Origin of the sequence: Streptomyces sp. PA03-5A (genome assembly GCF_033792725.1) — a bacterium.
Lineage (GTDB): Bacteria > Actinomycetota > Actinomycetes > Streptomycetales > Streptomycetaceae > Actinacidiphila.
This window is the reverse complement of sequence record NZ_JARAVL010000002.1, coordinates 1-13,446: the sequence shown is the minus strand read 5'-3', so window position 1 is coordinate 13,446 and position 13,446 is coordinate 1. Positions and strand designations below refer to the sequence as shown.

At 72.7% G+C, this 13,446-nt stretch carries 10 protein-coding genes, 3 tRNA genes and 1 pseudogene; 6 read left to right on the top strand and 8 right to left on the bottom strand.

Annotated elements, in window-relative coordinates:
- Position 1 precedes the first annotated feature (1 nt).
- The 3 genes and pseudogenes from PV410_RS02585 to PV410_RS02575 form a co-directional block, all read right to left on the bottom strand.
- Positions 2–913 (bottom strand): NmrA family NAD(P)-binding protein, encoded by a 912-nt coding sequence (locus PV410_RS02585; protein WP_500322010.1) that lies wholly within the window; start codon positions 911–913, stop codon positions 2–4.
- A gap of 15 nt (positions 914–928) precedes the next feature.
- Positions 929–1,309: a hypothetical protein gene (locus tag PV410_RS02580; RefSeq protein ID WP_500322009.1), complete on the bottom strand. Its 381-nt coding sequence runs from the start codon at positions 1,307–1,309 to the stop codon at positions 929–931.
- A 265-nt stretch (positions 1,310–1,574) separates the two neighbouring features.
- Positions 1,575–2,887, bottom strand: a pseudogene (locus PV410_RS02575) (alginate lyase family protein).
- A 227-nt stretch (positions 2,888–3,114) separates the two neighbouring features.
- On the opposite strand from PV410_RS02575, the gene PV410_RS02570 reads away from it, so the two are divergent.
- Both PV410_RS02570 and PV410_RS02565 read left to right on the top strand, forming a co-directional pair.
- Positions 3,115–4,359 (top strand): glycoside hydrolase family 88 protein, encoded by a 1,245-nt coding sequence (locus tag PV410_RS02570; RefSeq protein ID WP_500322008.1) that lies wholly within the window; start codon positions 3,115–3,117, stop codon positions 4,357–4,359.
- Positions 4,360–4,529: 170 nt separating this feature from the next.
- Complete coding sequence (locus PV410_RS02565) at positions 4,530–4,994, top strand: hypothetical protein (protein ID WP_500322007.1); 465 nt, start codon at positions 4,530–4,532, stop codon at positions 4,992–4,994.
- A 245-nt stretch (positions 4,995–5,239) separates the two neighbouring features.
- Here PV410_RS02565 and PV410_RS02560 read toward each other — a convergent pair.
- The 3 genes from PV410_RS02560 to PV410_RS02550 all read right to left on the bottom strand — a co-directional run bounded on the left by PV410_RS02560 (position 5,240) and on the right by PV410_RS02550 (position 5,644).
- Positions 5,240–5,316: transfer RNA gene (locus PV410_RS02560), tRNA-Ile, on the bottom strand.
- 168 nt (positions 5,317–5,484) lie between these two features.
- Positions 5,485–5,557: transfer RNA gene (locus tag PV410_RS02555), tRNA-Asn, on the bottom strand.
- Positions 5,558–5,571: 14 nt separating this feature from the next.
- Positions 5,572–5,644 (bottom strand) — tRNA-Asn (locus PV410_RS02550).
- Between the two features lie 177 nt (positions 5,645–5,821).
- Here PV410_RS02550 and PV410_RS02545 point away from each other — a divergent pair.
- From PV410_RS02545 to PV410_RS02530, 4 genes are all read left to right on the top strand, one after another.
- Positions 5,822–6,121, top strand: coding sequence for a YtxH domain-containing protein (locus tag PV410_RS02545; RefSeq protein ID WP_361798890.1), 300 nt, complete (start codon positions 5,822–5,824; stop codon positions 6,119–6,121).
- An 81-nt stretch (positions 6,122–6,202) separates the two neighbouring features.
- On the top strand, positions 6,203–7,657 hold the full coding sequence (locus PV410_RS02540) for an FGGY family carbohydrate kinase (protein ID WP_500322005.1): 1,455 nt from the start codon (positions 6,203–6,205) through the stop codon (positions 7,655–7,657).
- A gap of 69 nt (positions 7,658–7,726) precedes the next feature.
- A complete protein-coding gene (locus PV410_RS02535) occupies positions 7,727–9,475 on the top strand; it encodes an ABC transporter ATP-binding protein (RefSeq protein WP_500322004.1) in 1,749 nt (582 codons plus the stop codon).
- Positions 9,472–11,427: an ABC transporter ATP-binding protein gene (locus PV410_RS02530; RefSeq protein ID WP_500322003.1), complete on the top strand. Its 1,956-nt coding sequence runs from the start codon at positions 9,472–9,474 to the stop codon at positions 11,425–11,427. Before PV410_RS02535 ends, PV410_RS02530 begins: the two co-directional genes overlap by 4 nt.
- 60 nt (positions 11,428–11,487) lie before the next feature.
- On the opposite strand, the gene PV410_RS02525 is transcribed toward PV410_RS02530, so the two are convergent.
- Both PV410_RS02525 and dnaG read right to left on the bottom strand, forming a co-directional pair.
- Complete coding sequence (locus PV410_RS02525; protein WP_499511771.1) at positions 11,488–12,783, bottom strand: RNA polymerase sigma factor; 1,296 nt, start codon at positions 12,781–12,783, stop codon at positions 11,488–11,490.
- 131 nt (positions 12,784–12,914) lie between these two features.
- The coding region (gene dnaG, locus PV410_RS02520) for a DNA primase (protein ID WP_500322002.1) at positions 12,915–13,446 on the bottom strand (532 nt) is incomplete at its 5' end.

Here is a 13,446-nt window from a genome sequence, read left to right as displayed (position 1 = left end):
GTCAGCCGAACACCTCCGGGTGCTCCTCGACCAACTCGCGTATGCCGGAGGCCGGTCTGCCCAGGATCTCCCTGACGTCGTCGGTCGCGCGGTCGTACCGGTTCGCCGCGTGGAGGCGGGCCATGGTGGCGATGTGCTGCCGTACGTGCTCGGGGAGCCCCAGGGCGTCCAGTTCCCCGGCCCACTCGTCGTATGGCACGTCGACGTAATCGACCTTCCGCCCCAGCACCTCGGTGAACTCGTCGGCGATCGCCGTCATGTCCCGGGACCCGGCCCCGGTCAGCTCGTGGACCCGGCCGACGTGCGACGCCGGGTCGGCCAGCACCGCCGTGACCACCTCGGCGACATCACGGGCCGCGACGGGCGAGGTCCGCGCGTCGCCGAAGGGCAGGCGGATCGTGCCGTCCCGGGCGACCGAGCGGAAACCGAGGCCGAGGAAGAGCGGGTTCTCCATGAAGACCGTCGGCCGGATGTGGCAGACCGGCACCCCCGACCAGTCCATGACCTGCTCCGCAAGCCACTGCTGCCACTGCTGCTTCGACTCGGACGTGCTGGTGAGGTTCATCTGGGACACCGTCATCTGCGACATGTTGACCAGCACGTCGAGCCCGCCGTGCGCGCGGGCCACGGCCGCCGTCGTCGCGGCGGCCTGCAGGTACTGCACCGACACGCCCATCCCGAAGTACATCCGGCCGCAGCCCTCGGCGGCCCGCGCGACGTCCGCGGTCCTGGTCAGGTCGCCGGCGAACACCTCTGCCCCGGTGTCCCGCAGTTGCACCGCCCGCTCGTCCTCGCGGTGGACGAAGGCGCGGACGGGGAAGCCGCGTTCCCTCAGCAATTCGACGGTCCTGTGCCCGACCGCCCCCACGCTCCCGGCGGCGCCGGTCACGAGGATCATCGGGCTGTCCGGCATCGTCCGGCCCTTCGGTCAGGACGGCGACATCACGCAGGACTCCGGTGCGCCGCCCGCCTCCAGGCAGGAGACGACCGGATCCAGCGCCGCCGCCAACTGGTCCTGCGTCATGCCGGGATGCGCCTCCAGCCACTGCGTGGCGAGGGCGGCGAAGGCCTGCACATGGGGGTCGGCGGCGATGTCCGGATGGGCCTGCAGGAAGGACTGCAGCGCCTCCTGGACGTCCGCCGCGGACCATCCCGAGTCGCCCGGCGCGCAGTGCGAGACGGAACCGTCCTGCCCGCTCCCGGCGTGGCAGCCGTCGTCGGCGACCGCCGTACCGGTGCCGCCGAGGACCAGGGCCCCCGTCGCGAGCGCGGCGATCGTTCCTGCGGCGAGCTTCTTCGCGAGAGCCATGGACTCCACCTCGGATCAGCTGGTCGGATCAGGTGGCCGGATCGGTCGGTGCGGTCGGTGCCGGTTCGGTGCCGGCGCTCCCGAGGCACCGGGCACACGACGGTGCCTGCGAGGGAGCGCGGATCACCGGCCCCCTGGGGAGGGGCGGGATGGCCGGGGCCCGTGGCACCCGGATCGCGGTGCCGGGCCGTCATCGACAGGTCCAGCACATCACAGTCACCCGGATGGCGCATCCGGAGGGAACCGGGGCCCCGGCCGTCCCCGTTCAGCCCGTGATGCCGTCCAGTTGCTCCGGTGCGGGCCGGAGCGCCCACAGGTCGCCGCCCGGGGGCGCCTCCAGGTCCGCGAGCGCGGCGCGCGCCCGCCGGTCGCCGTGGTCGGCGGCGGCGTGGACGAGGTCGGAGGCGGCGTAGGCGTGGAAGTCCAGCTCGGGGTGGGGCCACGGCCCGGCACCGGTGGCGGCCGGCAGCAGGAAGTCGACGGCCCGCCGCAGTGACGCGCCGCCCGGGCCCGTGTGGCGCCACAGGTCGACGCCCACGTGGTCGCCGACGGCGGCGAGCGGGTGAAAGCCACCAGGTTGAAGGTGGAGTAGTGCCAGCTGCGGGTGCGCGCCAGCTCCTGCGGCTGGCTGCCGTCGGCGGTGATCTGAGGGTCGATCAGCCCGGCCCGGGCGGCGGTGACGGTCCGCCGGGCGAGCGCGGTGCGGCCGGTGGCGGCGGCGAGCGCGGCGACCTGCATGTGGTGGAAGGTGCCGTGGTTGTTGGCGGCGGCGCCCTCCTGCCTGCCGAAGTCGCTGTCCACCAGCCAGTCGAGGAAGCCGTTCTCCCAGGTCCGCATGCCGTCACGGTCCCGCGCCGACCAGCCGGGTGCGCCCAGATCGAGGACGGCGGTGGCGTCCAGGAGGCTGGTGAAGCCCTGGGAGAAGTCGATGATGCCGATGGCACGCCCGTCGTAACGGCAGGGGATGGCCTGCGCGTTGCCCAGGTTCGGGTTCATCCGTGTCGCCGGGTCGACGAACCACGTGCGCAGGATGCGGGCGGCGTGCTCGGCGTAGGCGTGCCTTCCGGTGTAGTACCAGGCGAGGGAGAGCTCGTAGGCCGACTCGAAGACCTTGCCCCGCTCGTCGTGGTCGGTGAGCCCGTCGACCTCGGGGTTGCGCTCCCCGTCGCGTTGCACGTACGGGCAGCCCTGGGGGTTGTCCGGGGTCCTGGGCGCGCCGGGCCACCAGTAGGGGGCCTGGCTGAAGTAGTCGTGCAGGTCACCGCTGGGCGGGACGCGGTCCTTGTCCACGACCGTCCAGGGGCCCTGCCCCAGCCAGGCGTCGGCCTGGACGGCGAGGTCCCGCAGGGCGCGGCGGGCCCGCGGACCGCCGGCGCGCAGCCGGGCCTTCGCCCGTACCAGGTCCTTCCCGTCGAGGACGACCGTCCGCGGTGCCGTGGTGGGCCCGCCGGCCGTGCCGTGGCGCCCGTCCGGCCGGGCCGCGGCCGGGGCGGCGGAGGCCAGCGGGACGAGGAGGGCCGCGAGGACGGCGACGACGCCTGCGCGGCGGCGCCGGGAGTGGCCCCAAGGGGTGCGCATGTCCCTTCTCCCTCTGTCTCTCTATATGAACGGAACACATCTCCGTGAACGCGCCACCGGAACCTAGGCCGGTGTCGACGGGGCGTCAAGAGCGCCCCTCCAGCCACCCTCGACGACGGTTCGTTCACGTACAAGAACCCACGCCACGTAGGTGTACAGCACTGTCATAGGCATGCCAGGCTGACCCTGGCCTCCTCGCGACCCCCCACTCCGAATGGCAGGCACCCATGGGCATCTCCCGGCGCCATCTGCTGACCACCGCCGCCGGCGCCGCCGCGGCGACCACCGCGCTCGCTCCCCCGGCACAGGCCGCACCCCCCGCGCACACCGCGTACGCCGACGACCCGGCCGCGACCACCCGCACGTTGCGGGAGGCGGCGGACTACGCGGTGGCGAAGCTGCGCGCGGTGGCACCCGGGGTGACCTCGTTCCCCGTCATCACGAAGTTCGAAAAGTGGACCTACTCCGCCGACGGCGACTGGGTCGGCGGGTTCTGGCCCGGCACGCTGTGGATGGCGTGGCTGCACAGCGGCGACCCGCAGTTCCGCTCCCTGGCCCTCGCCGCCGCGGAACGGCTGGCGCCCCGGCGCACCGACACCGGCACGCACGACCTCGGTTTCCTCTTCTCCCCGTCCTGGGTGACCGCCTGGCGCCTGACCGGCGACCCCAAGTGGCGCGACGGCGCCCTGCAGGCGGCGTCCTCCCTGATCAGGCGGTACAACTCGGCAGGCCGCTTCATCCGGGCCTGGGGCGCGCTCGGCAGCGCCGACAACGCGGGCCGGGTGATCATGGACACGATGATGAACCTCGACCTCCTGGCCTTCGCCGGCCGGCAGACCGGGGACCCGGCCTACCTCGACATCGCCGTCGCGCACGCGCGGACCACCCAGCGCCACTTCCTGCGGCCCGACGGCTCCACGCCGCACGTCTTCGACTTCGACCCGGCCACCGGCGCCCCCGTCGGGCCCAACACCGTGCAGGGCTACAGCCCCGCCTCCTGCTGGTCCCGCGGCCAGGCCTGGGGCGTCTACGGCTTCACCACGATGTTCCGCCGCACCGGCCACCCGGAGTTCCTCGCCACGGCCCGCAGGCTCGCGGACTTCGCGCTCGGCGCGCTGACGCCCGATCACGTCCCCGTCTGGGACTACCTCGCCCCGCAGCAGCCGAACGACGTCAAGGACGCCTCGGCCGGCGCGGTCATGGCCTGCGGCCTGCTCGACCTCGCCGCAGCCACCGGCACGGCCCGCTACCGCGAGAGCGCCCTGCAGCTGCTCCTCGCCCTGTCCCGCACCTGCCTGACCACCCGCTCCACCCGCGCCCAGGCCGTCGTCGCCCGCTGCACCCGCAACCGGCCCGCCGAGGACGGCGTCGAGGTCTCCGTCCCCTACGCCGACTACTACCTCCTGGAGGGCATCCTCCGCGTCCTGCGCCCCGCGGACGCCGACCGGGCGATCGACCTGTCCACGGTGTGACGTGCCGTCCGACGGCGCCGGATTCCCCGCGCGGCCCCTCCCCGGCGAACGCGACCGCGCACCAGGGCAGTTGGGCAGCCGTGCGGGCCCGGCGCCCCGGTCACCGTTCCGTCCACGGCGCTTCCGCGGACGCGTAGGATGCGCAGGCCACTCACACGGGGAGGGCCGGAATGGCCGCCAACGAGAGCTCAGACCTCGCGCCGCACGCGCGCAGCCGATCAGGGCTGCGTGCAGCACTGGCCGTCTGCGCCGCCGCAACGACAGCCCTCACCCTCGCCGGGTGCACCAGCGGTGACGGCGTCACCGGGCAGAGAGCCACAGCCCTGGGCGAAGCACAGTCCGTCTGCCGATCATGGGGCTTCGGCCAGGACGCCCACCTGCCGGGCCCCGACCCCACCGTGCCGGTGCACGTGGACACCGCAGCGGCAGAGGCGAGCGCCACCGCCAACAAGGCTTCGCACGCCGAAAACCTCGACACGGCATGGACCCCGCTCGCGGCGGCCTCCCACACGATGGCGGTGATCGTGCAGGGCGAGGTCACGTTCGAGTACTTGCCACCTGACCTCCAAAGCGACTTCCGCGACGCGTACTTCACGGCAGCCGAGGAGTGCCGCAAAGCGTACGCGGCTGGGTGACGACGGGACCCGCATCCCGCACCCGCCCGTCCCCGCCGACGGTGCGCCTCAGCGAATGGGCGTACCGGGGGCGCGTCCCGCACAGCCGTACGGCCGGGCGCGCGGCCTTCCGCCCGCCCCGCATCCGGGCCGTCGCCGAGCCCTTCGACGGACCGGCCAACGATCAGTGAAGCCCCTCCGGGTGACCCGGAGGGGCTTCGTTCGTTATCCCGCTGCAGGTCCTGAACCTGCGGGCCCACGGCCCTTGGTGGGGCGGGTGGGACTCGAACCCACGACCGACGGATTATGAGTCCGCTGCTCTAACCGGCTGAGCTACCGCCCCGTACGGCGTGCCGTCACCATCCCGTGCACGCCGTCTGCCGCAGCATAGCTGCTCATACGATCTGTCGCCCTCGCGGGTCACAGACGCACCACCTGGTGGACTGCGATCACCGGATGATCGGTTCCCGGGGACACGAAAAAGGACCCCCACGGGGGTCCTTGACCGCTGCTCCCCCGACTGGACTCGAACCAGTAACCTGCCGGTTAACAGCCGGCTGCTCTGCCAATTGAGCTACAGGGGATAGAGGAGCGCGAGCTCCCCCGACTGGACTCGAACCAGTAACCTGCCGGTTAACAGCCGGCTGCTCTGCCAATTGAGCTACAGGGGATCGCTCCGCTTGCACCGAATGCACCCGTTTCCGGCATCCCGGACGGCGTGCGCTCGCTGCGACACATACATTAGCGCAAGGTGGGGGGTGCTCCGCCAACCGGTATCTCCGTGGTTGTCCGCAGGCCACGACGGGTAGGCGCGAAGCACAGCCCCGAGACGAGGAGAGGGTGGAGCCATGCGCTACCGGCTGACGTTCATCAGCGGGGTCGCCGTCGGGTACGTGCTCGGGGCGCGGGCCGGCCGCGACCGGTACGAGCAGCTGCGCAAGAGCGCCCAGCGCATCGCGCAGAACCCGGCGGTGCGGAACACCGTGGAGTCCGCGGGCCAGGCGGGCCGCGGGGCGGCCGTGAAGGCCGTGGACGCGGTGACCGCCAAGGTCGGGGACCGGCTGCCGCCGGCGGTCGCGGAGCGGCTGCGCCGCGTGCGCGGCAACGGCTCGGCGGTCGAGGACGACTGGGGCACCAGCAACACCTGACGACGCCGGTCCGGCGCGGGCGGATGCGGGTGAAGGTGCCCGGTTTTCCGCCGTACGCGCCGGGTGCGGCATGATGCCCGCATGGGGATTGTGGCGGGGATCGACAGCTCGGGCAGTGGCACGACGGTCGTCGTGTGCGACACCGAAAACGGAGCCGTGCTCCGGCAGACGCACGCCCCGCACCCCCTGCCGGGCGGCGAGGGCGCCGGGACGCCGACCGAGATCGACCCCGAGGCCTGGCTGCTGTCGCTGGGCGAGGCCGCCAAGGGCGGGATGCTCGAGGGCGTGGAGGCCATCGGGGTCTCCGGACAGCAGCACGGGATGCTGGCGCTGGACGCCGGTGGGGCGCTCGTGCGGCCCGCACTGCTCTGGAACGACAAGCGGGCGCAGATCCAGGCCGCCGACCTGACCGAGGAGCTGGGCGGTCCCGGCGCCTGGGCCGAGGCGGTCGGGGCGGTGCCGCAGGCCGCGTACCCGGTGGCCAAGCTGCGCTGGCTGGCCCGGCACGAACCCGCCTCGGCGCAGCGCACCGCGCAGGTGCTGCTGCCGCACGATTGGCTGGTGTGGCAGCTCATGGGCCGCCCCCGGCGGCGCACGACGGACCGGGGCGACGCCTCGGGCACGGGCTACTGGTCGGCGGCGACCGGACAGTGGCGCACGGACATCGTGGAGCTGGCGCTCGGCCATCCGGTGCAGCTGCCCGACGTGCTGGCCCCCGCCGAGCCGGCCGGCCGGACCCCGGAGGGGCTGCTGATCTCGGCCGGTACCGGGGACAACATGGCGGCCGCCCTCGGACTGGGCGTCGGCCCGGGGGACGCGGTGGTGTCGCTGGGCGCGGCGGGGACGGTCTTCGCGGTGCACCACCACGCGCTGAGCGACCCGACCGGCCTGATCACCTCCTTCGCCGACGCGACCGGCCGCCATCTGCCGGTCGTCCACACCCGCAACGCCGTACGGGTGCTGCGCGGCACCGCCGAGCTCCTCGGCACCGACCTGGCCGGGCTGTCGGAGCTGGCGATGCGCTCCACCCCGGGTTCGTACGGCCTGGTGCTGCTGCCGTACCTGGAGGGCGAGCGCACACCTGACCTGCCGCACACCGCGGGGACGCTGCACGGGCTGCGGCGCGAGAGCATGAAGCCGGAGCACCTGGCGCGGGCGGCGTTCGAGGGGATGTTGTGCGGGCTGGCGGACGCGCTGGACGTGCTGCGGGCGCGCGGGGTGGAGGTGCGCCGGATCTTCCTGCTGGGCCCGGCGGGTGACCTCCCCGCCGTACGGTCGATGGCCCCGGCACTGCTGGGCGCGCAGGTCGTCGTGCCGCCGCCGGGCGAGTACGCGGCGCTGGGCGCGGCCCGGCAGGCGGCCTGGTCACTGGGGGTGGTGAACGGCACGGCCTCGCCGGAGCAGCCTCCGTACTGGCACCCCGCGGACTACGCCGTGGCCGAACCGGGCCCGGACGACGGGCCGATCGGGCACTCGGTGCGGCAGCAGTACGTCGCGGTGCGTGAGCAGACGCATCCGGGGGCGTTCCCGGGTTGATCCCGGTGTCGGCCATGAGCCGGTAAATCGTGTGCCTACGGCAACCATCGGACTATAGGGTCATCCGTCGTGCTGATCCGTCTTCTGCGGTCCCATCTCCTGCCCTACAGGCGTGCCGTCTCCGTGCTCGTCGTACTGCAGCTCGTGGCGACCCTCGCCATGCTCTACCTGCCCACCCTCAACGCCGACATCATCGACGACGGCGTCGTCAAGGGGGACACGGGCTACATCCTCCGGGTCGGCGCCATCATGCTCGCCGTGACCCTCGTCCAGCTCGCCTGCTCGGTGGGCGCCGTCTACCACGGCGCCCGCACCTCGATGGCGGTCGGCCGGGACATCCGCGCCTCCGTCTTCGACCGGGTGCAGCGCTTCTCCTCCCGCGAGGTCGGGCAGTTCGGCGCCCCCTCGCTGATCACCCGGACCACCAATGACGTCCAGCAGGTGCAGATGCTGGTGCTGATGACCTTCACGCTGATGGTCTCGGCACCGATCATGTGCTTCGGCGGCATCATCATGGCGCTCGGCCAGGACGTGCCGCTGTCCTCGCTGCTGCTGGCGGTGGTGCCGGTGCTGGGCGTGCTGGTGCTGCTGCTGGTGCGGAAGCTGCGTCCGCTCTTCCGCTCCATGCAGGAACGGCTCGACACGGTGAACCGGGTGCTGCGGGAGCAGATCACCGGCATCCGGGTCATCCGCGCGTTCGTCAAGGACGACTTCGAGCAGGCCCGCTTCCGCAAGGCCAACGACGACCTGACGGACGTCGCGCTGCGCGCCGGGCGGATGATGACGCTGATGTTCCCGGTCGCGATGGCCGTCGTGAACGTCACCAGCGTGGCCGTGCTGTGGTTCGGCGCCCACCGGATCGACAGCGGCGGCATGCAGATCGGCGCGCTCACCGCCTTCATCAGCTACCTGATGCAGATCCTCATGTCGATCATGATGGCCACCTTCATGGTGATGATGGTGCCGCGTGCCGAGGTCTGCGCCGAGCGCATCGAGGAGGTGCTGGGCACCGACCCCAGCGTCACCCCGCCCGCCGATCCGGTGCGGCTCGCGGTACGGCGCGGCGAGCTGGAGCTGCGCGCCGCGGACTTCGCGTACCCGGGCGCCGAGGCCGAGGTGCTGCGCGGCATCGACCTGGTCGCCCGGCCCGGTGAGACCACGGCGGTGATCGGCTCCACCGGCAGCGGCAAGACGACCCTGCTGGGTCTGGTGCCGCGGCTGTTCGACGCCACCGGCGGCCAGGTGCTGATCGACGGCACCGACGTCCGCGAACTGGACGCGGCGCACCTGGCCGAGACGGTCGCCCTGGTCCCGCAGAAGCCGTACCTGTTCACCGGGACGGTCGCCTCCAACCTGCGCTACGGCAACCCCGAGGCCACCGACGAGGAGCTCTGGCACGCCCTGGAGATCGCGCAGGCCCGGGACTTCGTGGAGCGGCTCGCGCAGGAGGGCGGCGGCTCCGGACTCGACGCCCCGATCGCCCAGGGCGGCACCAACGTCTCCGGCGGCCAGCGCCAGCGCCTCGCCATCGCGCGGGCCCTGGTGCGCAAGCCCACCGTCTACCTCTTCGACGACTCCTTCTCCGCGCTGGACTACGCCACCGACGCCGCGCTGCGCCGGGCGCTGGCCCGGGAGACGGCGGACGCGACCGTCGTGATCGTCGCGCAGCGGGTCAGCACCATCCGCGACGCCGACCGGATCGTGGTCCTCGACGAGGGCCGTGTGGTCGGCACGGGCACCCACCACGAACTGATGGACGGCAATCCCACGTACCGGGAGATCGTGCTCTCCCAGCTCACCGAGCAGGAGGCGGCATGAGCGTCCCCGCGCCCCGGAGGGGGCCCGCACCCACGGCGGGGCCGATGCGGTTCATGGGCGGCCAGCCCACCGAGCGGTCCATGGACTTCAAGGGCTCCGGCAAGCGGCTGCTGGGGCTGATGCGCCCCGAGCGCACCCTGGTCGTCGCCATGCTGGCCTGCACGACGCTGGGCGTCGCCCTCAACGTCATCGGCCCGAGGATCCTGGGCAAGGCCACCGACCTGATCTTCGCCGGGGTCCTCGGCCGTTCGCTGCCCGCGGGCACCGACAAGGCCGGGGCGATCGAGCACCTGCGGCAGGAGGGCAGCAACACCCTCGCCGACCTGCTGCAGTCCGCCGACTTCACCCCGGGCGCCGGGATCGACTTCGACGCCGTGGGCCACGTGCTGCTGACCGCCCTCGCGATCTACGCGGCCGCCGCGGTCTTCGCGGTCGTCCAGGGCCGGCTGGCCACGACGGTCATCCAGCGCACCGTGTTCCGGCTGCGCCAGGACGTCGAGGCGAAGCTGGCCCGGCTGCCCCTGTCGTACTTCGACCGGCAGCCGCGCGGCGAGGTGCTGAGCCGGGCCACCAACGACATCGACAACATCGGCCAGACGCTGCAGCAGACGATGGGGCAGATCATCTTCGCGCTGCTGTCGATCGTGGGCGTGCTGGTGATGATGTTCTCGATCTCCTGGCTGCTGGCGCTGGTGGCGCTGGTGACCGTGCCGCTGTCGGTGTTCGTCGCCACGGCGGTCGGCAAGCGGGCCCAGCCGCAGTTCGTGCAGCAGTGGCGGACCACCGGCAAGCTCAACGCCCACATCGAGGAGATGTACACCGGGCACACCCTGGTGAAGGTCTTCGGCCGCCAGGAGGAGTCCGCGGAGGCCTTCCGCGAGCAGAACGAGGCGCTCTACCAGTCGGGCTTCCGGGCGCAGTTCATCTCGGGCGTCATCCAGCCCGCGATGATGTTCATCGGCAACGTCAACTACATCCTGGTGGCCGTCGTGGGCGGGCTGCGGGTGGCCAGCGGCGCGCTGTCCATCGGCGACGTCCAGGCCTTCATCCAGTACAGCCGGCAGTTCAGCCAGCCGCTGACCCAGGTGGCGAGCATGTCCAACCTGGTGCAGTCCGGGGTCGCCTCCGCCGAGCGGGTCTTCGAGCTGCTCGACGCCCAGGAGCAGAGCCCCGAGCCGAAGACGCTCGGGCTGCGCAAGGAGCAGCACGGCGAGGTCCGCTTCGAGGACGTGGCGTTCCGCTACGAGCCGGAGAAGCCGCTCATCGAGGACCTGTCGCTGACCGTCGAACCGGGCCACACGGTCGCCATCGTCGGCCCGACCGGCGCGGGCAAGACCACGCTGGTCAACCTGCTCATGCGCTTCTACGAGGTCACCGGCGGGCGGATCACCGTCGACGGCACCGACATCGCGTCCCTGCCGCGGGAGGAACTGCGCTCCGGCATCGGCATGGTGCTGCAGGACACGTGGCTGTTCGGCGGCACGATCGCGGAGAACATCGCGTACGGCACCGAGGGCGCGACCCGCGAGCAGGTCGAGGAGGCCGCGCGCGCCGCGCACGCGGACCGCTTCGTCCGCACCCTCCCGGACGGGTACGACACCGTCATCGACGACGAGGGCACGGGCGTCAGCGCCGGCGAGAAGCAGCTGATCACCATCGCGCGGGCGTTCCTGTCCGACCCGGTGATCCTCGTCCTCGACGAGGCCACCAGCTCGGTCGACACCCGTACCGAGGTGCTGATCCAGCGGGCCATGGCGCAGCTCAGCCACGGGCGGACCAGCTTCGTCATCGCGCACCGGCTGTCCACGATCCGCGACGCGGACGTCATCTTGGTGATGGAGAGCGGCGCCATCGTCGAACAGGGCACCCACGAGGAGCTGCTGACCAAGGACGGCGCCTACGCCCGGCTGTACGCGGCGCAGTTCGCGCAGGCGGTGGCGGAGGTCGACTGACCGGCCGCGAGGCCGCGACGCGAGCCCCCGCCGGCCCGGCCGGCGGGGGCTCGTGCGTGCTCAGTCCAGGTAGCCGCGCAACTGGTCGGCGAAGGCGTGGTCGCGCAGCTTGTTGAGGGTCTTGGACTCGATCTGCCGGATGCGCTCGCGGGTGACGCCGAAGATCCGGCCGATCTCCTCCAGGGTGCGCGGGCGCCCGTCGGCCAGGCCGTACCGCAGCTGGACGACCTTGCGCTCGCGCTCGCCGAGGGTGGACAGCACCGCCTCCAGGTGCTCGCGCAGCAGCAGGAAGGCGGCGGACTCCACGGGCGAGGTGGCGTCGCCGTCCTCGATGAGGTCACCGAGGGCGACGTCCTCCTCCTCGCCGACCGGGGCGTGCAGGCTCACCGGCTCCTGCGCCAGGCGCAGCACCTCGCTCACCCGCTCCGGGGGGATCTCCAGGTGGGCGCCGACCTCTTCGGTGGAGGGCTCGTAGCCACGTTCCTGCAGCAGGCGGCGCTGGACGCGCACGACGCGGTTGATCAGCTCCACGACGTGGACCGGGACCCGGATGGTGCGGGCCTGGTCGGCCAGGGCCCGGCTCATGGCCTGGCGGATCCACCAGGTCGCGTAGGTGGAGAACTTGTAGCCGCGGGCGTAGTCGAACTTCTCCACGGCGCGGATCAGCCCGAGGTTGCCCTCCTGGACCAGGTCGAGCATGGTCAGGCCGCGGCCCACGTACCGCTTGGCGACGGAGACGACCAGGCGCAGGTTGGCCTCGATCAGACGGCGCTTGGCCATCCGGCCGAGCACGACCAGCCGGTCGAGGTCGACGGCGAGCCGGGAGTCGGGGTCCGGAGTGCCGTTCAGCTTCTCCTCGGCGAAGAGGCCGGCCTCGACCCGGCGGGCGAGTTCGACCTCCTCCTCGGCGGTGAGCAGGGGTATCCGGCCGATCTCGCGCAGGTACTGGCGGAACAGGTCCGCGGACGGGCCGGAGACCTCGTCGCCGGACCGCCGTACGGGGCCCGGGTCGGCATCGGACTCGGGGTCGGACCCCGTCTCCGCCGCGGCCTCCGCACGCGCCTGCGCCTGCGCCTCGTCGGGTCCGCCGGCCGGTTCCTCGGGGTGCACGGCCGCGTGGTTCTGCTCCGGCACGCGCTCCAGCAGGTCGTCGGCCGGGGCCGTCAGGGGCGTCAGTGTCTGGATGTGCACGGGAGAGACCTCCACGGTGAGCGCAGCCACGGACTCGGAGACGCGCCGCGACGGAACGGTCGCGGCGTCCTCGCCACGGCCCGTCCGGGAGTTCGCCGTCAGCGGCACTCCGGTGGCGTCACCATCGACACCGCTCGGCAGTCCGCGCTCCGAGGACTCTTGCACCGCCCCCAGTGTGGCCTACGGCACACCATGCCCACGAGGGTCGTGCGCCGCTTTTTTGTGACGGAGGGCAACCCCCTCGTCACGCCCGCGTCCCCGTCCGTTCCCGGGCGGGACGGCCGTCGGCGCCCGGCTCAGAGGGCCGCGACGCCCTGTTCGCGCAGGCGCTGGCCGTACTGCTGGAGCGCCCACAGCTCGCCCTGGACGGCGGCGAGCTGGGCCTCGTCGGCGCGCGGGCCCTGGGCGCTCAGCCGGGTGTGGTCGGCGTTGAGCTGGGCGATGCGGCGGGCGACCGCCTGACGGCGTACGTCGACGAGGATCTTGCCGGCGTAGACGTCCGGCGCCTTGTGCTGGACCGGCTCGACGGCGAGTTCGGTCACCAGCGAGCGCACGGTGTCGTCCGGTGCCACGTCGCGGACCCGGACGAGGAACTCGGCGTCGGCGGCCTCGGCACCGCCCGCCTCGGCGATGGCGCGGCGCACGGCGGCGTACGGCGGTGCGGTGAACTCGTCCTCGCCGTAGGCGTCGAAGGCCGGGGAGACCAGTTCCGGGTGCTGGAGGGCGAGCTTGAGCAGTTCGCGCTCGACCCGGTGGGCGGGGCTGCGCATGTCCAGCCGCGGCCCGCGCGGACCGGCCGGCGCGGCGGGGCCCGGGGCCGCGTCGGGG